16 protein-coding genes and 1 CRISPR repeat array (1 of these 17 running past the window's edge) are annotated in these 23519 nt (G+C 67.7%); of the genes, 6 read left to right on the top strand and 10 right to left on the bottom strand.

The window, feature by feature from the left end; genetic code table 11:
* Window positions 1–13 precede the first annotated feature (13 nt).
* On the bottom strand, window positions 14–1759 hold the full coding sequence (locus NGM10_RS16895) for an MBL fold metallo-hydrolase (RefSeq protein ID WP_253484165.1): 1746 nt from the start codon (window positions 1757–1759) through the stop codon (window positions 14–16).
* Window positions 1760–1964: 205 nt separating this feature from the next.
* Here NGM10_RS16895 and NGM10_RS16890 point away from each other — a divergent pair, with 205 nt between their 5' ends.
* A complete protein-coding gene (locus tag NGM10_RS16890; RefSeq protein ID WP_253484163.1) occupies window positions 1965–2108 on the top strand; it encodes a hypothetical protein in 144 nt (47 codons plus the stop codon).
* A gap of 47 nt (window positions 2109–2155) precedes the next feature.
* On the opposite strand, the gene NGM10_RS16885 is transcribed toward NGM10_RS16890, so the two are convergent.
* From NGM10_RS16885 to NGM10_RS16875, 3 genes are all read right to left on the bottom strand, one after another.
* A complete protein-coding gene (locus NGM10_RS16885) occupies window positions 2156–2461 on the bottom strand; it encodes a CGCGG family putative rSAM-modified RiPP protein (protein WP_253484161.1) in 306 nt (101 codons plus the stop codon).
* Between the two features lie 325 nt (window positions 2462–2786).
* Window positions 2787–4949 (bottom strand): DUF7827 domain-containing protein, encoded by a 2163-nt coding sequence (locus tag NGM10_RS16880; protein WP_253484159.1) that lies wholly within the window; start codon window positions 4947–4949, stop codon window positions 2787–2789.
* Between the two features lie 193 nt (window positions 4950–5142).
* Window positions 5143–6774: a potassium channel family protein gene (locus tag NGM10_RS16875; protein ID WP_253484157.1), complete on the bottom strand. Its 1632-nt coding sequence runs from the start codon at window positions 6772–6774 to the stop codon at window positions 5143–5145.
* Between the two features lie 91 nt (window positions 6775–6865).
* Between NGM10_RS16875 and thiC the strand changes: the two genes are divergently transcribed.
* Window positions 6866–8287 carry a phosphomethylpyrimidine synthase ThiC gene (thiC, locus tag NGM10_RS16870; RefSeq protein WP_253484154.1) on the top strand — a complete coding sequence of 474 codons (1422 nt, stop codon included), beginning with the start codon at window positions 6866–6868 and terminating at the stop codon, window positions 8285–8287.
* Between the two features lie 235 nt (window positions 8288–8522).
* Here thiC and NGM10_RS16865 read toward each other — a convergent pair whose 3' ends face one another.
* On the bottom strand, window positions 8523–8831 hold the full coding sequence (locus tag NGM10_RS16865; protein WP_253484151.1) for a nucleoside triphosphate pyrophosphohydrolase: 309 nt from the start codon (window positions 8829–8831) through the stop codon (window positions 8523–8525).
* Between the two features lie 113 nt (window positions 8832–8944).
* Window positions 8945–9226 carry a winged helix-turn-helix transcriptional regulator gene (locus tag NGM10_RS16860; protein ID WP_438267173.1) on the bottom strand — a complete coding sequence of 94 codons (282 nt, stop codon included), beginning with the start codon at window positions 9224–9226 and terminating at the stop codon, window positions 8945–8947.
* Between the two features lie 185 nt (window positions 9227–9411).
* On the opposite strand from NGM10_RS16860, the gene NGM10_RS16855 reads away from it, so the two are divergent.
* Window positions 9412–10206: a creatininase family protein gene (locus NGM10_RS16855; RefSeq protein ID WP_253484147.1), complete on the top strand. Its 795-nt coding sequence runs from the start codon at window positions 9412–9414 to the stop codon at window positions 10204–10206.
* A gap of 69 nt (window positions 10207–10275) precedes the next feature.
* Here the strand turns inward: NGM10_RS16855 and NGM10_RS16850 are convergent, their stop codons facing one another.
* Window positions 10276–12699, bottom strand: coding sequence for a GAF domain-containing protein (locus NGM10_RS16850; RefSeq protein ID WP_253484144.1), 2424 nt, complete (start codon window positions 12697–12699; stop codon window positions 10276–10278).
* 207 nt (window positions 12700–12906) lie between these two features.
* Between NGM10_RS16850 and NGM10_RS16845 the strand changes: the two genes are divergently transcribed.
* Window positions 12907–14253 (top strand): hemolysin family protein, encoded by a 1347-nt coding sequence (locus NGM10_RS16845; protein WP_253484142.1) that lies wholly within the window; start codon window positions 12907–12909, stop codon window positions 14251–14253.
* Window positions 14254–14394: 141 nt separating this feature from the next.
* On the opposite strand, the gene NGM10_RS16840 is transcribed toward NGM10_RS16845, so the two are convergent.
* A complete protein-coding gene (locus NGM10_RS16840; protein WP_253484139.1) occupies window positions 14395–15060 on the bottom strand; it encodes an O-methyltransferase in 666 nt (221 codons plus the stop codon).
* Window positions 15061–15117: 57 nt separating this feature from the next.
* Entirely contained in the window at window positions 15118–16374 is a 1257-nt protein-coding gene (locus NGM10_RS16835) for a M20 family metallo-hydrolase (protein ID WP_253484136.1), read from the bottom strand.
* 307 nt (window positions 16375–16681) lie between these two features.
* Here NGM10_RS16835 and NGM10_RS16830 point away from each other — a divergent pair, with 307 nt between their 5' ends.
* Together NGM10_RS16830 and NGM10_RS16825 are read left to right on the top strand one after the other, a co-directional pair.
* Window positions 16682–18022 carry a hypothetical protein gene (locus NGM10_RS16830; protein WP_253484133.1) on the top strand — a complete coding sequence of 447 codons (1341 nt, stop codon included), beginning with the start codon at window positions 16682–16684 and terminating at the stop codon, window positions 18020–18022.
* A gap of 288 nt (window positions 18023–18310) precedes the next feature.
* Complete coding sequence (locus NGM10_RS16825) at window positions 18311–19669, top strand: tryptophanase (protein WP_253484130.1); 1359 nt, start codon at window positions 18311–18313, stop codon at window positions 19667–19669.
* A gap of 514 nt (window positions 19670–20183) precedes the next feature.
* Here NGM10_RS16825 and NGM10_RS16820 read toward each other — a convergent pair.
* Window positions 20184–20465 carry a DUF7553 family protein gene (locus NGM10_RS16820; protein WP_253484127.1) on the bottom strand — a complete coding sequence of 94 codons (282 nt, stop codon included), beginning with the start codon at window positions 20463–20465 and terminating at the stop codon, window positions 20184–20186.
* Between the two features lie 146 nt (window positions 20466–20611).
* Window positions 20612–23519: a CRISPR direct-repeat array (repeat unit 30 nt; unit sequence GTTTCAGCAGAACCCTTGTGGGATTGAAGC) (it continues 31 nt past the right edge of the window).

Raw genomic sequence — 23519 nt, 5'->3', positions numbered from 1 at the left:
GGTGAGGTCCGGCTCAGGCGCGGTCAGGGTCGCGGTCAGGGTCGCGGTCGCGCGCGACCGCGACCGTCACCGTCACCTCGTCGCCGTGTTCGAGGTCGGCGTCGTCGAGGAGTCTGAGCAGGGTCACGTCCTCGCCGCCGTCGACCACGCGAGCCCGGACGCGCTCGCCGCCGGTCGCGGGCGAGTCGTCGGCCGACGACTCGCCCGCGACCGCGGTTTCGAGCGATTCGAGCCGGTCGAGAATCTCGTAGAGAAACGACTCGTCGAGGTCGCCCGGCGAGTCCGGAAGCTCGGTACCGGTCGGTTCGGCGGGGGGCGCTTCGGAGGCCGCCGATTCGGGGGTCTCGGGCGATTCGGGGGTCTCGGGCGATTCGGGGGCGACTGGCGCGGTCCCGCCCGACCGGCCGAACCGGCGCTCGAAGCGCTCGACGTCGACCCCCTCGGCGTCGAGGTCGGGGTCGTCTGCGCGCGCGACCGCGGGCATCGACACCTCGCCCTCGACCACGTCGCCGAACCGGCCGCCGGTCGACCGCCAGTCCTGCGCCCGGATGGCCTGAACCGCGTTGTCGCTCAGCCACGGCGGCGGCGACCACCGGCCGCCTTCGTAGAGGGTCTGCTCGCGGTCGTCGTCGCTGGCCCACACGAACCGTTCGTCGTAGCGGCCCCGGTAGGACCGAACCGCCCGCCGGGGTCCGTGACCGACCACGACGTGGAGCGGGTCGAGCTCCTCGACGGTCCGGTCGACGACCGCCTCGGAGGGGTGGTTGACGACCTCGTAATCGTAGACCGTGCAGGCGGCGGTCTCGACCGGCTCGGTCGCGCCGCCCGTGAGCTGGACGAGGGTCGCGGTCGAGTCGTCTTTCACCGCGTCGAAGAGTCGCTGGGCGCTCCCCTCGACGGGGACCTCGGGCCCCGCGAGGGTGACGGTACCGCGTTCGAGGAGGTCGGCGGTGTCATCGAAGACCGGGACCGCCTCGACGTTCGGAACGTCGTAGCCGAGGTCGGCGTAGAGCTTCGCGGCCTGTCCGGCCAGCGCGACGGGAATCGGGTCGCCGACGCGCTCGCCGAGGTGACCGAGCAGGTAGGCGTAGTGGACGCCGGTGAGCGCGCTGGCGGTCGCCAGCACGGTCGACCCGGCGTGGGCGCGCTCGGCGACTGTGAAAAGCGAGTCCGAGAGGGTCGCCTCGAAGTCCTCGGTGGTCGAGACGTTGACGAACAGCGCGTCGACCTCGACCGGCAGGTCGGTGCTGAAGCCGGGGTAGCCGCCGACCCGGCGGGTGGTGAAGTCGCCGGTGAACAGGAGGTGGTTTGCGCGGTTGCCGTCGGCAAAGCGCACGACGAACCCCGCCGCTCCGGGGGCGTGGCCCGCCGGGACGGGGCACACCTCGACACCGGGGTAGACGGTCTTCCAGCCGTCGAGGGGTTCGAGCGCGTCGAGGACGCCGTCGGACGCGCCGATGTCGTAGTTCTTCTCGCCCTCGGACAGCACGTCGCCCAGTACCTCGGCAGTGGCCCGCGAGGCGTAGACGGGCGCGGCGTCACGAAGCGAATCCGCGAGCGTGCCGTAGTGGTCGAGGTGTGCGTGGGTGAGCAGGGCGGCGACGAGGTGCTCGTCCGGGCCGAGGACCGCGTCGAGGTCGACGCCGGACCCAGAGTCGACGAGCAGGCACGCCGTCGACTCTTGAGCGTCGTCCCGGAACCGGAGGAGGTAGGACCCGCCGCCAGTGGCGGGATTGACGTGCTGGTAGCTCACGTTCATCCGCGGTCGGGACCTCCTCTCCCGATTCCGACACGGGGCATGAGGCCACGGTCGGACCGACAGGACCTAAACGCTTTGGAATACGACAGCAACTGTCACCCTCCGAGAACGTCGGACCGGTTTCCGTGGCCTCCGGTCGGCGGTGTCGCTCGTCGGGAGCCCGAGCGCCCGGGAGGGCTAACTGTCTCGAAGCCCTCTACAAGCCATGGCCTACCGGACGACGCTCGGCTGGTCGCTCGTCTCCTCGGGTATCGTCACGCTCCTGCTCAAACTGTTGCCCGGCGACTCCCTCTGGTGGGGGGTCGCCCTGCTCGCGGTCGGGGTCGCGCTGTTGTACGTCCGCCAGTAGCCGACCCCGGGCGCTCGGCGGGACCGACCCCGACCGCTCGGCGGGACTCAGACGTGAACCCGAGTGACGTGGCCGCCACACCCGCACTGCTCGACGTACTCCCACTCGACTCCCTCGCCGAAGGCGTCGGCGAGCGCGTCGAAGAGGTACGTCTCGGGGTGGCCGTGGTTCCCGTGGGTGACGAGGTTGACGTGGTTGCCCTCGGCGGTGTGTTCGACCGCCGAGACCGCCTGCTCGACCACGAGGTCGCGGTCGTCGGCGTGGGGCGGCTTTTCGAGGTTCGCCGACCACGAGTTGTCGTGGACGCGGTCGCTGACGGGGTCTGCGTCGTGGTCGTGACTGGTGGTTCCCATGCGAGGAGGTAGGTCCCCCTCGCGGAAGGAGTCGGTGGCGAAGATGTTCGGTCGGGTCGGTCGAGCGGGTCGGACGACCCGCTCGACCGACCCGGTTCCGACGCCGACCGACCCCGGAGTCAGCTTTCGCTCGCCCGACACGGCCGTCGCGACGGGCGAGCGAGAGCAAAAAACCGTCCCGCGCGTTCGCTCCGAAACCGCGGTTACGCCGCGAGTAAGCCGGTGTTACTCGCGACGGCCGGGTCGGCCGGTCCCGGCCGACCCGGCCGTCGCGAGTGTCACGGCGGTCAGCGCCTGCGACCCGGCCGTCGGAGTCCCGGGACTATCATCGCCTGCGACGCGCCAGCGCGACGCCAGCGAGCGCGACGAGCGCGGCGAGCAGGACCGCCACCGGACCGAAGCCGGGCGCGGGCGCGGCGGCCGCGTCGTCCTCGGTCGTGGTCGTCTCGTCGGCCGCTTCGTCCTCACCGGCTCCCTCGTCTTCCTCAGTCGTGGTCTCCTCGTCCTCGTCAGCCGCTTCCTCCTCAGTCGTTGTCTCCTCGTCCTCCTCGGGCGTCTCGGTCTCTTCGTCCTCGTCGGCGTCGTCCTCTTCGGTCGTCTCTCCGTCCTCGTCATCTGCTTCGGTGGTGGTCTCCTCCCCGTCGGCATCCTCCGTTTCGGTCGTCTCCGTCTCTTCGGTCGTCGTCTCCTCGTCGGCCGCCTCCGCGTCGCCCTCCGCGACCACCACGCCGGTCGCGTTCGCCGAGGGGTCGGCTATCGAGGCGGCGAACTCGGTGCCGTTCGAGACGCCCGAGAGGTCGAAGGTCGCCTCCCATGTGCCGTCCTCACCGACCTCCGCGGTCTGGCGCTCGAAGAACGGGTCGGCACCCGCGCTCTCGATCTCGACCTCGAGCTGGGTGCCCGGCGCGAGCGAACTCGTCCCCGTGACCGCGGCGTCGCTGGACGCGGGCACTTCGAGCGGGTCGTCGAACGAGGCGTCGCGCTCGACCACCGAGAAGTTCGTCGTGTACGACGACGCGTTCTGGGCCGAGACGTACGGGTTGGCCGCCGTCATCGTGAAGTTGGCCTCGTAGGTCGCGCCCTCGTCGAGTCCGTTCGTGTCGAAGACCAGGAAGAACTGGTCGTTGTCCTCGTCGATGAGGAGGTTCCCCCTGTCGAGCGGAATCTCCCGGTCGGGGACGTTGGGTTCGGCACCCTGCGTCAGCGTCATCGACACGCCGGTCTCGTTGTCGTTGAGGTCCGAGGCGTTCTGGACGTAGCCGTAGAGTCCGGACGCCTGCACCTGCACGACCGCGAGGTCCTGATACGCGATGTCCGCGTCCTGCGTGACGACCTCGATCAGGTCCGAGGCGTTCTCGACGGTCGCGCCGTCGGGCGCGGTCCACGTCTGGACGCCCTCGGTCGAGCGCTCGTCGAGCACCAGCGACGCCACGTCGGACTGGGTGCCGCCGACGAACGTCCGGACCGGATACGTCGCGGCGTCCAGTTGATCCGGCACGGGGTCGGTCTGGAGCTCGTAGTCGGTCACGTCGTCCTCGCCGACCGCGGTGATTCCCGGCTCGTCGGCCGAGAGCCCGGCCTCGAAGGTGTTGATTTCGATGGTGGCCTCGCCGTCGCCGTTCTCGTCGACGACGGTGAACCGCGAGAGGTAGCCGACGTCGCGTGAACCCACCGTGACCGTCGTCTGGTCGGCCCCCTCCATGGTGACCGTGAACCGGGCCACGTCACCGCGAGCCTCCTCGACCGTGGCGTTCTCGAACGTGGCCGACCCCTCCACCGGGTCGGAGACGGTGATCGACGCCGAATCACGCGCGGTCCCGTCGACCGTCGCCACCGTGATGTCGTAGGTCCCGGCGTCGACGCCGCTGAAGTTGGCGTCGAACGCGTCGTCGTCACCCGCGCTCCGCGTCGAGACCGCCCGGTCGTCCTCGACCTCGACCGACTGGAAGACGTCGGCGAGCTCCTCCGGGCTCAGGTCCTCGGAGAAGAGGTAGAACTCGTAGCCAGCGCGGTTGGATTCGAGCCGGAGGTCGGTCGCGGCGTCCGAACTCTCGTCGTTCGAGACCGCCACGTCCGAGACGGTCGCGTTGAGCTGTTGGGTGGTGACCTCCCACTGGGCCTCGCTCACGCTCGCGGTGGACTGGGCGGTCCCGTCCCGGAAGGCGACGGGTTCGTTGTCCTCGTTCACCACCACGAACTGGCCGTCGAGGTTGTCGCTACTCACGACGGCCGACCCGGACTCGTCGAGGAGGACCTCCGTGACGAGCCCGCCGACCTCGCCGTCGCTGACGCGACGGACCGACCAGACCTCGCTACTGTTGTTCTCGGCGGAGAGCTCCAGGAACTGTCCCTGCCAGAACACCTCCCCGGAGGAGACGGCCGCGTCGGCCGGACCGTCTTCCTGCGCCTGATACGCCGATGCCGCGTCGGTCGTTCCCGCTCCCGTCACTCCCGCCGTCGCCGGTGCGACGACGAGGAGTAGCGTCACTAGTAGTACACTCGTGCGTGTCCGTGTCATGATTTCCCCGTTTCCCCCACCGCGCGTCCGATAGCGCGGGGTCTCGTGGAACCCTTCGGCGAATTTGGGTAAGTATCTTTTGACGGTAGGCCGGGCTTGCAACCGAGAAAAGACAGCTTAGTCGGCCTGAAATCGGGAAGTAGGGGGACCCGTTCGTTTGCGACTAGTTCGCCAGCGCCGTGAACCGGCCCACGCTCTCGTCGGTCCCGGCGATCACCACGTCGTCGTCGCGCTGGAGTCGGAACTCCGGGCCGAGGTCGGTCACGACCTCGCCGTCTCGTTCGACGGCTATCACGGTACACCCCGTGCGCGCTCGCACGTCTGCCTCCGCGAGGGTCCGGCCCGCCAGCTTCGGCGCGGTCGTCCGGACGATCTCGACCTGCTCGTCCATCGAGAGGACCTCCTCGTCCTCCAGAATCGTGGAAGCCAACATCCGGCCCGAGACGGTCGAGAGCGCCAGCACGTAGTCGGCACCCGCCCGGTATATCTTCCGGACGTTCTCGGTCTCCTCGGCGCGGGCCAGCACCTCCACGTCCGGGTCGAGGTCGCGAACGACCAGCGTCGCGAACCCCGTGAGGGTGTCGTCGGCCAGCGTCAACACGACCGTCCGGGCGTCCTCGATTCCGGCCTCCACGAGCGTCTCGGGGTCGGTCGCGTCGCCGACCACGTCGACGCCGGGGGCGTCCTCGATGTCGACCGCGGTGTAGGACACTCCCGCGCCCGCGAGCTCCTCGCCCACGGTCGAGCCGACCTCGCCGTACCCCACCACGATGACCTCTTCCCGCCGGGGCGGTCGGACCGAGGAGTCGGTCAGCTCTCTGAGTCGTTCGAGCTGGGACCGACTGCCCGCGACCAGCAGGATGGTCCCGGCGGTCAGGTCGTCGTCGGGCGACGGCGGCGTCTCGAAGACGCCGTCGACCCACGCGCCGACCACGGTCGCGTCCGATGGCTCGCGAAGCGGGCCGTCGGCCAGCGTGGTCCCAACGAGGTCGCTGTCGCGCTGGACCGGTATCTCGGCCACCTCGAAGTCCTCGCCGATGTCGACCGCCTCGTCGAGGTCGGCCGAGACGCGCGTCGTGACCTTGTCGGCGAGGCTCTCGCCGAGGAGTCGCCGGGGGCAGAGCGCCTCCTCGACGCCCGCGAGTTCGTGGTAGGTGATCATCTCGGGCTCCTCGACCACGCTCACGATTCGCACGTCCGGGTCGGCCTCGCGAGCGGTGAGCGCGATGCCCACGTCCTCCTCGTCGTCGGCGTCGGCGACCAACGCGGTCGCCGACGCGACGTTCGCGTTCCGGAGGGTCTCGACCGACTGGGGGTCGCCGTGGACGACCTCCAACCCGGATTCGTAGAGGTCGAGCGCGCGCTCGCGGTCGGGTTCGACCACGACGTACGCGACGTCCCACGAGTCGAGTTCGGCGATGAGCGCCTCGACACGCGGCGAGAACGAGCAGACCACGACGTGGTCTTCGAGGTCGTCGACCCCGGTCGGGAGGGTGGTCGAGACCGCCTCCTCGAACAACGGGACGACGAATATCGGCAGGGCCATGAAGATGAGGACGACCCCGGTGAGGTCCATCAGGACGACGAACGCGGTCATCTCGGGGGTCTCCCACGGCGCGTTCGACCCGTAGCCCGTCGTGGTGAACGTCTCGACGACGACCTGAAGCGAGTGGTGAAACGGTTGGGGGCGGTTCTCCAGCACCGTCATCCCGTAGTCGTAGGCGACCGAGAACGCGAGGATTATCCCCGCGAGCGTCAGGAGGTAGTAGACCGTCCGGCGTCGCCACGAGTTCATCGACCGGGAGTTGTCAGGTCACGGTTAAACCAGTTCGGGATGGACCGCCGGGACCCTAGTCTTATTAGTGAGTGGTATAACCTAGTAATCGATGACGCAACTGCGCCACGCCGAACGCGGCATCGTGACCGAGGAGATGGAGCGCGTCGCCGAGCGCGAGCGAGTCGACCCGGAGTTCGTCCGCCAGCAGGTCGCCGACGGGCGGGCCGTGATTCCCGCCAACAAAGAGCACGACCGACTCGACCCGATGGTCATCGGACGGGCGTTCGCCACGAAGGTCAACGCCAACATCGGCAACAGCGAGTCCGAGAGCGGAATCGAAGCGGAGGCAGAGAAGCTCCACACCGCGGTCCACTACGGTGCCGACACGGTGATGGACCTCTCGACCGGTGGCGACCTCGACGCCATCCGGGAGGCCAACGTCGGCCGGTCGCCGGTGCCGGTCGGCACGGTCCCTGTCTACGAGGCGGTTAAACGCGCCGAGAGCGTCGCCGACATCACGCCCGACCTCCTGCTCGACGTCGTCGAGAAGCAGGCCCGGCAGGGCGTCGATTACCAGACGATTCACGCCGGGGTGCTGGCCGAACACCTCCCGCTGACCGACGGCCGGAAGACCGGCATCGTCTCGCGGGGCGGGTCCATCCTCGCGGAGTGGATGGAAGAGAACGGGGCCCAGAACCCCCTCTACACCCACTTCGAGGACATCTGCGAGATATTCGCCGAGTACGACGTGACGTTCTCGCTCGGCGACGGCCTCCGGCCGGGGTGTCTGGCCGACGCGAGCGACGACGCCCAGTTCGCGGAACTGGAGACCCTCGGAGAGCTCACCCGAATCGCCCGGAGCCACGACGTGCAGGTGATGGTCGAGGGACCGGGTCACGTCCCGATGGACGAGATCGCCGAGAACGTCGAGCGCCAGCAGGAGGTCTGCGACGGCGCGCCCTTCTACGTCCTCGGGCCGCTGGTGACCGACGTCGCGCCCGGCTACGACCACATCACCAGCGCCATCGGCGCGACAGAGGCCGCCCGCGCGGGGGCCGCGATGCTGTGCTACGTCACGCCGAAGGAACACCTCGGTCTGCCCGACGCCGAGGACGTGCGGGAGGGGCTAGCGGCCTACCGCATCGCGGCCCACGCCGCCGACGTGGCGAACGGCCGGGAAGGCGCGCGCGACTGGGACGACGCCCTCTCGGAGGCCCGGTACGCCTTCGACTGGGAGCGCCAGTTCGACCTCGCGCTCGACCCCGAGCGCGCCCGGTCGTACCACGACCAGACGCTCCCCGGCGACAACTACAAGGAGGCGCGCTTCTGCTCGATGTGCGGCGCGGAGTTCTGCTCGATGCGCATCGACCAGGACGCGCGCGAAGCGGGCGACCTCGATTCGCTCGACGACGAGACCGACCTCGCAACATCGGCGGCCGCGGAGGTCAATCGCCCGCCGGTCGGCACCCACGACGCCGACCCGGTCGAGGGGGTGGACCTCGACCGAGAGTATCCGACCGCCGACGACTGAGGGCGGTGACCAACGGTCTGTGGCCGACTGACCAGTCCACGAGGATGGGACTGAAAGGGGCGGAGCGCTCGCGCCTGCGTGGTCGTCTGTGCGGGCCCTATCCGCGCGCGGTTTGCGCGGATATCCCGCAGAGCGACCGCGAGCGCTCCGGGGCTTTCGGAAGCTTCATTCGCGGAGTCCGGTAGTGATACGAACCGACTAGACCACGAGACTTCACGGAAGAAACGGTGATTTTCTACTCCACCCGTTCCAGAACCACGCCATCCTCGAAGCCCCCGCGCTCGTCTGCCTTCTCGGCCCGGAGTCGCTCCAGTTCCCCGCGGTCGAACCCCTCGGCGTCCCGGATCGCCGCCAGCACCTCCAGCACGTCGGCGAGTTCCTCGGGGTCGCCGGTCTCGCGGAACTCCGCGGCCTCCTCGCAGAGTTTCTCGCGGAGTCGCTCGCGGTACTCGGCCCCCTCGGCGACGTGGACCACGGCCTGCTCGCCGTTCTCGGCGACGATATCGGGGATTCGGTCTCGGACGAGCTTGTCGTATTCCGTCATGAACCGGCGACCACGCGACCGGGAGAAATGTATTTCGGTTCGACAGTTCCGGGGAAGCCTCGGGTTCGGGGCCGGACCCGTCGGACGCCCGACGGCCCCAGACCCGTCGGCGGTCAGACCGCCTCGACCTCGTCGGCTGTTCCCTCGCACGCCTGCAGGCACTCCTCGACCGAGTCGTCGAGGACGTATATCTGCTTGCGGGCGTCGGGGATGTACACCTGCTCCTCGACCACGCCGTCCTCTTTGAGTCGCTTGACGGAGCTGCGGACGGTCCGGGGCGACAGGCGGGTCCGGTCGGCGATCTCGCCCTGCGTGAGTGGTTCGTCGCTGTACTCCAGTACCTTCACGACGAGCTTCGCGCTCGGCGGGGCGTCGGAATCGAGGCAGTCGGTCATCGTTCTACGCATGAGGTGCCACCGGAATATACGTTTGCTAACCCCCACGCAATCAGGTTACCGTCAGGTAACCGCCCCGCGCGTTCGGCCGAGCGCCCCGCGTCGGCGGCCCGGACCGGCGCGGCGCGCCGGTCCGGGCCGCCGACGCGGGCAAGAATTAACACGGTTCGGTCCGGCCATCCGGTATGTATCTCGCCGACAGGACGTGGCCGGAGTTGGGCGACTACGTCGCCGAGGAGTCGCTGGCGGTCGTCCCCCTCGGGTCGACCGAACAGCACGGCCCCCACCTGCCGCTGTCGACCGACCACCGCATCGCCGAGTCGCTGGCGCGGGCGGCCGCCTCTCGGGCGGGCTACCTCTGTACCCCCACCGTGAACGTCGGGGTCAGCGTCCACCACAAGCAGTTCCACGGCACGATGTGGGCCGACCCGCCGGAGTTCCGCGACTACGTCGAGAGCTTCTCGCGCAATCTCGCGTACCACGGCATCGACCGCATCGTCTTCGTCAACGCCCACGGCGGCAATCAGACCCACCTCCGCGAGGTCGGCCGCCGACTGCGCGAGGACGAGGTGGCCTACGCGGTCGAGTGGATGTGGGACGAGTCCATCCCCGAACTCGTGGACGACCTGTTCGCGGTCAACGGCCCCCACGGCGGGCCGAAGGAGACCGCGATGATGATGCACATCGACCCCGACCTCGTGCGCGAGGAGAAGTTGGAGGACGCCCGCGACGGCGGCGCGTCCGACTGGCCCGACGACGACGCCTACGTCCACGGCGCGCGGAATTTCTACGACTCCATCGACAACACCGAAAACGGGGTGCTGGGCGACCAGACCGACGCCACGCCCGAGAAGGGCGAGCGACTGTTCGAGGCCGCGACCGACCAGCTGGTCCGGCTGTTGGAGTGGATAGACGGCCGGGAGTTCCGGGACCTGATGGCGAAGCCCCACGTCGACCCACAGCCCGGCAGTCGGCGGTAGCCGACGGCCACCGCCGAGCGCGGGCCGAGAGGTCGCGAGCGACTTCCCGGCGACACGCGCCCTATCGAGTCACTCCCCGGTTCGGACCTCGAACCGGGCACCGCCGTCCCGGCCCTCGGCGACCGAGACGCTCCAGCCGTGGGCCGCCGCGATTCGGTCGACGATGGCGAGGCCGAATCCGGTCCCGTCCTCGGCGGTCGAGTACTCCGACTCGAAGACGTCCTCGCGGTCGGCCGCCGAGATTCCCGGCCCGTCGTCCTCGACGGCGAACCCGACCGCCGACGGGTCGGTCGCGTCGAGGTCGAGGACGCGGACCGTCACGTTCGAGTCGCCGTGCTCGATAGAGTTGCGAAAGAGGTTCTCGAACAACTGCTGTAATCGACTCGGGTCGGCCTCGACCCGCCGCTGGGACTCGACCGCCAGCGTCGCGTCGGGCGTCGCGACGTTCGTCCACGCGCGCTCGGCCTGCACGTCGAGCCGGACCGTCTCGGGGTCGTCGACGACCTGCCCCTGACGGGCGAGCGCCAGCACGTCCTGAACGATGGAGTCCATCCGGTCGAGCGCCGACTCGGCTTTCGCGAGGCGGTCGCGACCGTCCGAATCCGGCGGGACAGACCCCTCCCCGGCGGGGTCGTCGAGGAGGTATTCGAGGTTGCCCTTCGCGACGTTGAGGGGGTTGCGGAGGTCGTGGGAGACGATGCTGGCGAACTCTTCGAGGCGCTCTTTCTGCTGGCGGAGGTTCGCCTCGCTCTCGCGGAGCTGGCGCTCGCGCTCGACCCGCCGCAACGCCTCGGTGGTGTGCGACAGCAGGAGTTCGGCGAGTTCCACGTCCCGCTCGTCGAAGAAGCCGACGCCGTCGGCGACCGCCTGAAAGACGCCGTACTCCCCGATGGGGATGCTGATAATCGACCGGTAGTCGGCCTGCGGTTTCGCCTCGGGGACCTCCCGGATGTCGTCGTAGCGGAACGACTCGCCGGTCCGGTAGGTCCGTCCCGCGATGCCCTCCTCGACCGACATCGTCGGGGTCTCCTCGGCGAGGATGCCGGTGGACATGCTCTTGGTCTCCAGCAGACCGTCCTCCTCTACGTCCACGATGCAGATGTCGAACTCCAGGATGCGCTCGGCGGCGTCGACCGTGAGGTCGTATATCGACTGGGCCGACTCGCAGGCCTCTATCCGAGTCGCGATGCCGTGGAGCTGTTCGATCTTCCGCTTGCTCTCGCGGAGTTCGGACGTGAGCTGTCGGTGGGTGGCCTCGCGCTCGGCCCGCTCCAGAGCCGTCTCGGTGTTCGTCGCGAGGAGTTCGAGGAAGTCGCAGTCCAACTCGTCGAACGCGCCGACCTCCGTCGCTCCCGAGACGAGGACCCCGTGTTCGCCCAGCGGCAGGATGGCTTCGCTGCGGATGTCCGAATCGGGGTTGTGGACCGGCTCTTCGTCGCGAACGTCGTCGAAGACGGCGGGGTCGCCGGTCTCGTAGACGCGCCACGCGAGGCTCTCGCCGGGTTCGAACGCGGGATGGTCCCCGACGACCGACTCGCTCTCGTCGGTCGTGGCGACGGGGTCGAGCCGTTCGGACGCCTCGTCGTAGAGCCAACCGCCAGTCAGCGGGAGTTCGAGTTCGGCTCGCGCGGTCTCGACCGCGATGTCGCAGACTTCCGGCTTGGTCTCGGCGCGCATCAGTTCCCGGGTCGCGTCGTGGAGGACTTCGAGCGTCGACTCGTACGTCTTCTGGTCGGAAACGTCGCGAGCGAATCCGAGCACCGCGTACTCTCCCTCGTAGGTGATCGGCTCCACGCTGAGTTCGCAGTGGCGGACCGCTCCGGACTTCGATTCGAGGCGGACCTCGTAGGTGTCGGGCACCTCTCGGCCCTCGCGTCGCCGGGCCGCGATGTCCGACGCCCGCTCGCGGTCGTCTGGGTGGACGATGTCGAGGGCGTTCGTCCCCTGCAGTTCGGACCGGTCGTACCCCGTGAGTTCGGAGAGGCGGTCGTTGACGAACGCGAACTCGACGCCCCGAAGGACGAATATCGCATCGTCGCTCTTCTCGACGAGGGTCTGATAGCGTTGCCTGCTCTCTGCGAGTTCGCGCTCGGAGCGTCGGCTCTCGACGGCGTTGACCACGCGGTTGGCCAGCACCGCGTACTGGTCGGTCCCCGACCGCTTCTGGAGGTAGTCGGTCACGCCCGCCGAGATGGCCTCGCTCGCGATCTCCTCGCTTCCCTTCCCCGTGAAGAGGACGAACGGCAGGCCGGGGTACTCCTCCCGGACCGCATCGAGGAGTTCGAGACCGTCGGTCACGGGCATCTCGTAGTCGCTGACGACGCAGTCGAACTCCTCGCTCGCGAGCCAGTCGAGCGCGTCTCGCGCCGAATCGACCGCGGTGACGTCGAGGACATCGCGCTCGCGTTCGAGGTACAGGCCGACGAGTTCGGCGAACTCCAGGTCGTCGTCGATGTGGAGGACCCGAATCGTCGTCGACTCCGTCTCGGTCATGCTCGTTCGATTCTCCACTGCGTTATTAAGTGTTTGCTCTCGGACGAGTTCGGCCAGCGACGAGGAGTCGGAACTCGGGCCCCGTGGTCGCCCAACCGGTCGAGGAACGCCGCCACCATTTATCCCAGCGTGGACACTACGTGTGACCATGACCCAGACCTCGCACCGGCCGTCCGAAGCGCAACCGAGACCGAAGGAGAGAGCCGAATGGTAGACGTCGCGGTCTCGCTCGGGCGACTCTTGCTCGCGTTCTTCCTCGTGTTCCTCAACGGTTTCTTCGTCGCCTCGGAGTTCGCCTACGTCCGGGTCCGCTCGACCAGCGTCGAGCAGATGGTCGACGAGGGCCGGACCGGTGCCGAGACGCTACAGGAGGCGGTCGACAACCTCGACAACTACCTCGCGGTCACCCAGCTCGGAATCACCATCGCCTCGCTGGGGCTGGGGTGGGTCGGCGAGCCCGCGGTGGCGGCGCTCATCGAGCCGTTCCTAGGGTCGGTGCTCCCCGAGAGCCTCGTCCACCTCGTCGCGTTCGCGGTCGGCTTCGGGTTCATCACGTTCCTCCACGTCGTGTTCGGCGAACTCGCGCCCAAGACCATCGCCATCGCGCAGGCCGAGCGCATCGCGGTGCTGGTCTCGCCCGCGATGAAGTTCTTCTACTACGTGTTCTACCCCGGCCTGATCGTGTTCAACGGCACCGCAAACGCCTTCACGCGGTTGCTCGGGGTTCCGCCCGCATCCGAGACCGACGAGACCCTCGAAGAGGAGGAGATACTCATGGTGCTGTCGCGGTCGGGTCGGGAGGGCCACGTTGACAAGGCGGAGGTCGAGATGATAGAGGCCGTCTTCGAACTCGACGACGTCTCGGTCCGCGAGGTCATGGTCCCGCGTCCCGACGTGGTGAGCGTCCCCGCCGACCTCCCCCTGCCCGAACTCCGGACGCTGATAATCGAGTCGGGCCACACCCGATACCCGGTCGTGGACGCGGATGACGGCACCGACGTGGTCGGCTACCTCGACGTGAAGGACGTGCTTCGAGTGGGCGAGTCGACCGACTCGGACGCCGAGGAGGCCGCCGTCTCGGCCGGGGACCTCGCGCGCGAACTGCCGGTGGTCCCCGAGACGGGTGCCGTCGACGACCTCCTGAGGGAGTTCCAGACCGAACACAGCCAGATGGCCGCGGTCATCGACGAGTGGGGGTCGTTCGAGGGTATCGTGACGATAGAGGACCTGGTCGAGCAGGTGGTCGGCGACCTCCGCGACCAGTTCGACACCGACGCGCGCGAGCCCTCAATCGAGCCGCGCGGTGACGGCTCCTACGCGGTCGACGGCGGCGTCGCCGTCTCCGATGTCAACGCCGAGCTCGACGCCGAGTTCGAGGTCGAGGACTTCGGCACAATCGGCGGGCTCGTGCTCGACCGACTCGGGCGCGCCCCCGAGGTCGGCGACCGGGTCGAGGCCGACGGCTACACCCTGGAGGTCGCGGCGGTCGATGGCGCGCGGGTCTCGGCGGTGGTCGTCCGGGAGGGGACCCCCGAGAGCGAGGCGTCGGAGTGAGCTATCGGGGCGAATCCCCCGAGTGAGCTATCGGGGCGAATCGGGGGTGCAGGTGTTCGACCGCGCTCGCCCGCGGCGAACCCGGCGGGTTCGCCGCGGGCGAGCGCGGTCTCCAACCCTCTGGTGGACGAGCGGGGTCTCCTACCGCCTGTAGCTCACCGCGATGCCCTCTCCCAGCGGAATCGCCGCGGTGTCGAACGCCTCGTCGTCCCGGACCGCCAGCAGGTACTCCGCGATACCTCGGGTATCCTCGTCGGCCCCTTCGGGGTCGCCGCCTTCCAGTATCTCCAGAATCGTCTCGAAGTCCTGAATGCCGCTCTCCATCGCGTTGTCGGCGATTATCACGCCGCCGTCGGCCACCTTCTCGGCCACCGCGTCGAGGGCGTCGGGGTAGCCGCGCTTGTGGCAGTCGACTAGCACCACGTCGAAGGGGCCGTCGTAGCGCGCTATCGTTTCGAGGGCGTCGCCGTCCTCGAAGGTCGCGCGGTCGGCGTAGCCCCCGCGGGCGAGGAACTCGCGCGCGCGTTCGAGTTCGTCGGGGTCGTGTTCGGTCAGGACGATTTCGCCGTCCTCGGGCAGGGCCTCGGCGAACCAGTAGGCCGAGTAGCCAAAGCCCGACCCGAACTCGAAGATTCTGCTGGCGTCGACCATCCGGGCGGCGAGTCGCAGGAACGCGCCGACCTCGGGGCCCACGGTTGGAAACCCGATCTCCTCGCCGTGGGCCTCCATCTCCGCGAGCGTCTCGTCGGTCTCGGTCACCATCGCGCGGACGAACCGTTCGGTCTCGTCGGGCAGTATCTCGGTCACGGTCGAGTTCTCGTGGGTCGGAGAGTTAATTGTTGGTCCGGAACCTCGACGGACGAATCAGTCGTCGCCACCCGCCAGTTCCGCCAGCGCCCCCGCCAGCACCCGCGTCGCGTCGGCGCAGTCGTCCCAGTCGGTCCACTCCCGGGGATTGTGCGAGATGCCGTCCCGCGAGGGCGCAAAAAGCAGGCCCGCGTCGGTCACGCCCGCGATGCGCTGGGTGTCGTGGGCCGCCCCGGAGTGGAGGTCCATCGTCGCGATTCCGGCGGCCTCGCCCGCGTCGTGGGCCGCGTTCCGGACTCGGTCGCTCATCGGCGATGGTTCGAGGTCGAAGGGCCGGTCGAACTCGGTCTCGACCCCGCGCTCGCGTTCGAGGCGCGCGAGGCTCCGCCGAGCGCGCCCGACGATCTCGTCCATCGACTCGTACTCGACGTCCCGGATATCGACGCCCAACTCGACTCTACCGGGCACGACGTTGGTCGCGTTCGGGGACACGTCCAGCTTTCCGACGGTCCCGACCGCGGTGTCGCTGACCGCCGCGACAACCTCGTTCGCCGCGCGTTCGATGTCGAGGACGAACTCGCTGGCGGCCGCCAGCGCGTCGGTCCGGTCGCCCATCGGGGTCGCTCCGGCGTGGTCGGCCTCCCCGCGGATGGTGGCGTCGCAGTGGGTGATGCCCGTGATGGCGGTGACCACGCCCACCGGGACCCCGGCGTCCTCCAGTCGCTCGCTCTGCTCGACGTGGAGTTCGAGCCACGCGTCCCACGCGCTCGCGTCGAGGCGGCCCTCGCCCCGGAACCCCATCGATTCGAGCGCGGATTCGAGGGTGGTTCCCTCGTCGTTCGTCAGCGCGAGCGCCTCCTCGACGCTGCGGTCGCCGACAGCGACCGACGACCCCAGGAGCCCCCCGGCGAACTGCTGGCCCTCCTCCTCGGTGAACGAGACGACCTCGACCGGGCGGGCGGGGTCGAGGTCTGCATCCTGCATCGCCCGGACGGCTTCGAGCGCCGAGTAGACCCCGAGCGGACCGTCGAAGATGCCGCCCTCCGGCACCGAGTCGAGGTGGCTACCCGCGGCCACGGGGTCGGCGTCGGGGTCGGCGCTGTCGGGGGTCCACCGCCCAGCGACGTTCCCCACGGCGTCGATTCGCACGTCGAGTCCGGCGTCCTCCAGTCGCTCGACGAAGTGCTCGCGAGCTTCGCGGTTGGCGTCGGTGCCCGTGAGGACGGTCCGGCCTCGGCCCTCCGCCGCCTCTATCGCGCCGAACTCGGCGTTGGCCTCGATGTCGGCGCGGAGTCGCTCGGTGTCGACGTGCATGCGAGACAGGACGGAAGCCGAGGTAATGAGTGTCGCGGGACCGGCAAGCACGGGGGAGTCGGGGGGAGTCGAGACCCCGGGGAGAACGTCGGACGAACGCCGGACTCCGAGGACCGTCGTCTCAGACGGACTCCGAGGATCATCGTCCCGGAGAGTCCCGGCGCGCTCGCGGGCCGGAGCCCCGCGAGCGCGCCGCCTCTCTCGGTCTCGCCGGACGTGGTCCGGAACGTCGGCGACAGGAGCGAACGCCGAGACGGGCGACCGAACCGACAGAAAGCACTTACGGGAGGCCTCCGAGCGATTTGACATGAATCGCACTGCCCTCCTCGCGGTCCTGACCCTCCTCGCGGCGGTGGCGCTCGCCACCGCCGCGGTCCCGGCGAGTTCGCCGCCGGAACCGCTCTGTTCGGTCTGCGGCGCTGACTTCGAGCGGTCGGGCGACGAACGCGGGGTCGACGCGATGGTCGCCCAGAGCACGGTCGAGGTGGCCGTCGGCGAGGACGCCACCGCGCGCTGGACCGTCCGGAACCGCCTCGCGAACGAGTCGGCCGCCGACCGGTTCCGGGAGGACCCCGGACTGCTCGACGAAGTGGTCGCCGGAGCGCTCGAACACGGCAACCCTCACGACGGCGTCTCCGACGTGTCGTCCCGGGTCGACGACGGGACGGTCGTCGTCGCGTTCGAACACGAGTCGTTCGCCGAGCGAGTCCGGGGCGACGCCCTAGTCGTGGACTACCTCCACACCCACGGCGGCCGCGAGAGCTACGTCCTCGACGCCGACCGGTTCGCGGTGGTCGGCCCGGACGGGCACGTCGTGGTCAACGACCCCGCGATGGGCCGGGTCGGCGACGGGCGCGTGACGCTGGTCCCCGACGGCGAGGGGTACGGGAGCGACCACGTCGACGACACCTACGTCGCGTTCGCGCCGGACGACGGACTCCTCGCGACCGCGGCGGTCCGGGTCGCGTTCGCCGAGCGCGCTCTGCCGGTCGTGCTGGACAACCTCGCGGTGCTGGCCCCAGCGGCGCTCGCGGTCGTCGTCGGCCTCGCCGGGTTCCGCCGAGCGCGCCGGGTCTGGTGGATTCGACGGCGAGACGCGACCCTCGCGAGCGGGGCGGTCCTCGCCGTCGGCGCGCTCGGGGTCGCCCACCCCGTCTACGCCGGGGCCGTCCCGCTGGTCAGCGGGACGGTCCCGGCGCTGTCGGCGGCGGGTGTGGTCTACGCGCTGGCGGGGGGCCTGTCGCTGTGGGTCTGCCGGACACGCACCCGGGTCCCGTGGTGGTCGCTCCTCGCGCCCGCCGTCGGCGTGGTCGCGCTCGCGGGCGTGCTGGTCGCGTCTCCCCGGCTTCCCTCCCTGACGTGGGGCGCGTCGGGCGGCCTCTGGCTCGGCGTTCCCCTCGCCGCGACGTTCCCGCTGGGGTACGCGGTCGGTCTGGGCGACCGACGCGCCGAAGTGGGCGCGCTTTCGGTGGCCGCGCTCGCGGTCGTCGCGGTGGCGGTCCTGTCGGTCTCGTTCGCGAGCGAGCCCGTGGCTGGCGGCCTAGTGACGATCATCGCGTCGGTACTGGTCGCTCTGGGCCTGCTCGCCGCCCTGCCGCTGTACCTGCTGGGCGATTCGCTGGCGCGGGTCGTCGGGACCGGCGAGTAGACTCGGCCGTCGGCGGGTTCGACGGCTATCAGGAGTCGGGTACGCGGTCACGTCGTGGCCCTCGAACGCGAAGGAGACGTTACGGTCGAGGGTCGCGCCGCTCGACGAAGCGTCGAGCGGGCGGGATTGCCGTAAACGTTTACGATAACGCGAACGCAAACGAGGGGTCGCGGGACTCGACAACTCCGTCGGCCGGTGTCCAGACCCGGTGATGACGGTGCGCAGGCGGGCATCGACGCCCAGAAGTGTCTCGCAAGCGATATTTCCCGCGACGCCGTCGGGAGCCACATGCGAGCCTACAAGTCGAAGGTCGTCACGCCGATTCGCCTCCCTGACCGCGACGAGCGCGCGGCGAATCTGGAACGGGCGGGGTACAACGCCTTCAACCTCGATTCGTCGGACGTGTTCGTCGACCTGCTGACCGACAGCGGGACCGGGACCATGAGCGACGCCCAGTGGGCCGCGCTGATGCGCGGCGACGAGGCCTACGCCGGGTCGGAGAGCTTCGCGCGACTGGAGGAAGCGGTCTCGGACGTGATGGGCTTCGAGCGACTCCTGCCCGCCCATCAGGGCCGCGGCGCGGAGAACGTCCTCTACGGCGCGCTCGTCTCGGAGGGCGACTACGTGCCCAACAACACCCACTTCGACACGACCCGGGCCCACGTCGCGAACGCCGGGGCGGAGCCAGTCGACTGCCCGGTCGAGGGCGCGCTGTCTGGCGACCGGGAGTTCGCGGGCGACCTCGACGTGGGGAAGGTCCGGGACCTCGCCGACGAGGTCGGAGCCGACCGGATTCCCGCGGTCGTGGTCACGATAACGAACAACTCGCTGGCGGGCCAGCCCGTCAGCGTCGAGAACCTTCGGGCCGCGCGCGAGGTCGCCGACGAACTCGACGCGACGTTCGTCGTCGACGCCTGCCGGTTCGCCGAGAACGCCTACTTCGTCCGGGAGCGCGAGGAGGAGTTCGCCGACGCGTCGGTCGCCGAGGTGGCCCGCGAACAGCTCTCGTACGCCGACGCGGTCGTGATGTCGGGCAAGAAGGACGGGCTGGTCAACGTCGGCGGATTCGTCGGGCTACGGGACGACCCCGAACTCGACGACCTCTTCGAGCGCGCCCGCGAGCGGGCCATCCTCTACGAGGGGTTCACGACCTACGGCGGGATGGCGGGCCGGGACCTCGCGGCGATGGCGGTCGGCCTCCGCGAGGCGGTCGAGGAGCGATACGTCGCCGACCGCGTGGCGCAGGTCCGGCGACTCGGCGAGCTGCTCGCCGACCGCGGCGTGCCGGTCCACCGACCGACCGGCGGCCACGCGGTGTACGTCGACGCCGACGCCTTCCTCCCCGAGATTCCCCGCGAGGAGTTCCCCGGGCAGGCGCTGGTCTGCGAACTCTACCGCGAAGGCGGCGTACGCGCGGTCGAACTCGGGAGCTTCGCGTTCCCCGATTCGGACCGGCCCGAACTCGTCCGGCTCGCGCTCCCTCGCCGGACCTACGGCGCAGACCACCTCGAACACGTCGCCGAGACGTTCGAAAAAGTCGCCGAGCGCAGGGACGCGGGCGAAATCTCGGGACTCGAAATCGTCGAGGAGCCCGAGATGGCCGAACTCCGCCACTTCAGCGCGGAGCTCCGGCCGGTCGGGGAGTAGGTTCGACGGCCGAGCGCGGCGGCCGCGGCCGCCGCGCTCGGCGACCCGAACCACGGGAATCGGCCGGTGACACCAACCACCGGAAACGCCCGGTGACACCAGCCACCGGAAACGCCCGGTGACACCCTCCACCGCGGGTGGGAATGAAAGGGGCCGCCCGCTCGCGCTTGCGTGGTCGTCTGGCCGACCCCTATCCGCGCGCGGTTTGCGCGGATATGTCGGCCAGCGACCGCGAGCGGGCGGGGGCTTTCTAAGCGTTCACGACGGCGACTGCTCTCGTTCGTAGCGAGCGGGCGGGGGCTTTCTAAGCGTTCACGACGGCGACTGCTCTCGTTCGTAGCGAGCGGGCGGGGGCTTTCTAAGCGTTCACGACGGCGACTGCTCTCATTCGTAGCGAGCGGGCGGGGGCTTTCTAAACGCTCTCAGTCGAATTCCCTCAGGTTCGTCTCGGTGAGGCTGTCCGAACGTTCATCACCTCGATTCACTCGACCGCAGATAGCGCGACGCTACGAACTCACACCCCCTCGACCGTTTCCCGATACGCCCGGACGTGCGAGAGCGCCGACCCGACCGCGGCGACGGCTTCGCCGTCGACCTCGGCCTCCATCTCGCGGATGTCGTGGGTCAGCCGGGCGAGTCTGCCGTGGTCCGGACCGCGGTCGGCGTCGGCCGCCGACCGGAGCCGTTCGGCGATGTCTCCGAGTCGCTCGGTCGCCTCGTCGTCGGCGGCGTTCTCGCCCGCGGCGTCGAGTCTGTCGGCCGCTTCCCGGAGATCGTCGCGATCTCGTTCGCTCATGGGGAGGAGTAGCACGGACGAGCGGAAATGGTTTCCGCCGGAACGCGTCGTCGACCCCCCGGGGGTTGGGAGGGTATTGGCGGTCGACGGAAATCTTGATGTACGAGCAGTGGGTACGGTGGGGTGAGGCCCGGAAATCGGGCATGGTTTCAGCAGAACCCTTGTGGGATTGAAGCAGGTACTCGCCTGTACTTACCGAATCCATTTCGGTGTGTTTCAGCAGAACCCTTGTGGGATTGAAGCGTCGATAGCCGTCGCGACCACCGACCGCTCACCGCACGTTTCAGCAGAACCCTTGTGGGATTGAAGCAACACTCATCACGTAATGGTCCGTGCTACGCGCTGGCGTTTCAGCAGAACCCTTGTGGGATTGAAGCGACGTGAACGACCTCCCCTCGAGCGCACTGGGCGAGGTTTCAGCAGAACCCTTGTGGGATTGAAGCACTCGACAGTCGGTGTTCGTCAAGCGCGTTTTCGTGTTTCAGCAGAACCCTTGTGGGATTGAAGCAGACTGGCGTGGTGCCCGTGGACACGTCCAATTCAACGTTTCAGCAGAACCCTTGTGGGATTGAAGCCGCCACGTCTTCGCTGGGGACCCCGAGACGCCGCCGTTTCAGCAGAACCCTTGTGGGATTGAAGCAGCTGATAATTTAGCCGCTGTTGTAACATGGGTGGTTTCAGCAGAACCCTTGTGGGATTGAAGCACGCTCGCCAGCGTCGGTTATCCGGTAGTTCTTCTTGTTTCAGCAGAACCCTTGTGGGATTGAAGCCTCGACATCTAGGTAGGTCTCGGACCACTCGGGGCGGTTTCAGCAGAACCCTTGTGGGATTGAAGCCACTCGCCGCGGTCGTCCTCGTGGTCGTCGGTGTCGGGTTTCAGCAGAACCCTTGTGGGATTGAAGCCGGCATTTCAGGTCTCCTCCGTAGCGATTATCTGCAGTTTCAGCAGAACCCTTGTGGGATTGAAGCGTGAGCATGACCGTGTCTGTGCGGAGTGTAACGAGGGTTTCAGCAGAACCCTTGTGGGATTGAAGCGTCGAGTCGCTACGGAAACGACCGGGGATCTCGGCGGTTTCAGCAGAACCCTTGTGGGATTGAAGCTTGGGTGACGGTGCGAACCTCGGCGTTGTCGCCCGGGTTTCAGCAGAACCCTTGTGGGATTGAAGCGAATAAGCTCCTAGAAATCTGGCAAAACAATCAAGAGTTTCAGCAGAACCCTTGTGGGATTGAAGCGTCAGCGATCCCCGAGACGAGGATGGAGATCGACGAGTTTCAGCAGAACCCTTGTGGGATTGAAGCCTGGTTTACATTGATATTGACTTTCATCGCTCTAGCGTTTCAGCAGAACCCTTGTGGGATTGAAGCTTACAGTATTGATTACGCGCGTATTTGCTTTTAATGGTTTCAGCAGAACCCTTGTGGGATTGAAGCCAATTTGTTTGCCCGGTATTAGGATTTATAGATAGTTTCAGCAGAACCCTTGTGGGATTGAAGCAGGTAGCATTAATGCGCTTACAAGTGCTAGCATTGTTTCAGCAGAACCCTTGTGGGATTGAAGCTCGGTGACGAGCGCGTATTCCCACTCGCGGCCGTCGAGTTTCAGCAGAACCCTTGTGGGATTGAAGCTTTCTTTCCTGGCATCGTCACACCTTGAGGTCCTTGTTTCAGCAGAACCCTTGTGGGATTGAAGCTCGGACAGTCACGCCGAGAGGTCGGTCGGGGAGTCGGACCAGATGTTTCAGCAGAACCCTTGTGGGATTGAAGCGGGATGTCGATCACCGAGGCCTCGTCGAGGATGTCGTTTCAGCAGAACCCTTGTGGGATTGAAGCGTCCTGCGGTGGACGATGGACGACGACCGGTACGCGTTTCAGCAGAACCCTTGTGGGATTGAAGCCCCGGTCGCACTACTACGAACGTCTCAATCTCGTCGCGTTTCAGCAGAACCCTTGTGGGATTGAAGCTGCGTGGCGTCCACGGCGCCCTCGGCCGCGTCCTGGTTTCAGCAGAACCCTTGTGGGATTGAAGCAGCAGGAACCGCATGAACGGACCGAACAGGCCGCCGAGTTTCAGCAGAACCCTTGTGGGATTGAAGCAAGCTGAAGCTCCCCGACGACCGGGACCGGATGAAGAGTTTCAGCAGAACCCTTGTGGGATTGAAGCAACTTCTCGGACCTCACGCTCAGCATCAAGTGGGGCGTTTCAGCAGAACCCTTGTGGGATTGAAGCCTCGGCCGCCTCGGTCGCGACCAGCGGGTCAGCGAGTTTCAGCAGAACCCTTGTGGGATTGAAGCGGAACGTGACGGCCTACGCTCCCGATACCAGCGACGGGTTTCAGCAGAACCCTTGTGGGATTGAAGCCTCGGCCGCCTCGGTCGCGACCAGCGGGTCAGCGAGTTTCAGCAGAACCCTTGTGGGATTGAAGCGGAACGTGACGGCCTACGCTCCCGATACCAGCGACGGGTTTCAGCAGAACCCTTGTGGGATTGAAGCCGTCGAGCGCTCGCAGAGCTTCAGCAAACCGTCGAGGAGTTTCAGCAGAACCCTTGTGGGATTGAAGCGGCAAGCGACTGTTGGACCTCCCGGTCGATATCATTGTTTCAGCAGAACCCTTGTGGGATTGAAGCTATTGCAATGCAAGACGCAGCAGCCGACGACGTTGTTTCAGCAGAACCCTTGTGGGATTGAAGCTATTGGTAGCCTCTTTAGTTACTGGTTTAGTATCAGTGTTTCAGCAGAACCCTTGTGGGATTGAAGCTGCGTGAGGAACGCCTCGGTATCGCCGCCCGAGGCGGTTTCAGCAGAACCCTTGTGGGATTGAAGCTATTGCAATGCAAGACGCAGCAGCCGACGACGTTGTTTCAGCAGAACCCTTGTGGGATTGAAGCTATTGGTAGCCTCTTTAGTTACTGGTTTAGTATCAGTGTTTCAGCAGAACCCTTGTGGGATTGAAGCTGCGTGAGGAACGCCTCGGTATCGCCGCCCGAGGCGGTTTCAGCAGAACCCTTGTGGGATTGAAGCTATCGGGACTGATACGTGGGAATGGGAATAGAGAC

The organism is Halorussus salilacus (assembly GCF_024138125.1).
Taxonomy (GTDB): domain Archaea; phylum Halobacteriota; class Halobacteria; order Halobacteriales; family Haladaptataceae; genus Halorussus; species Halorussus salilacus.
Note: the sequence above shows the minus strand (reverse complement) of the source record. Positions and strands in the feature narration are given on the sequence as shown.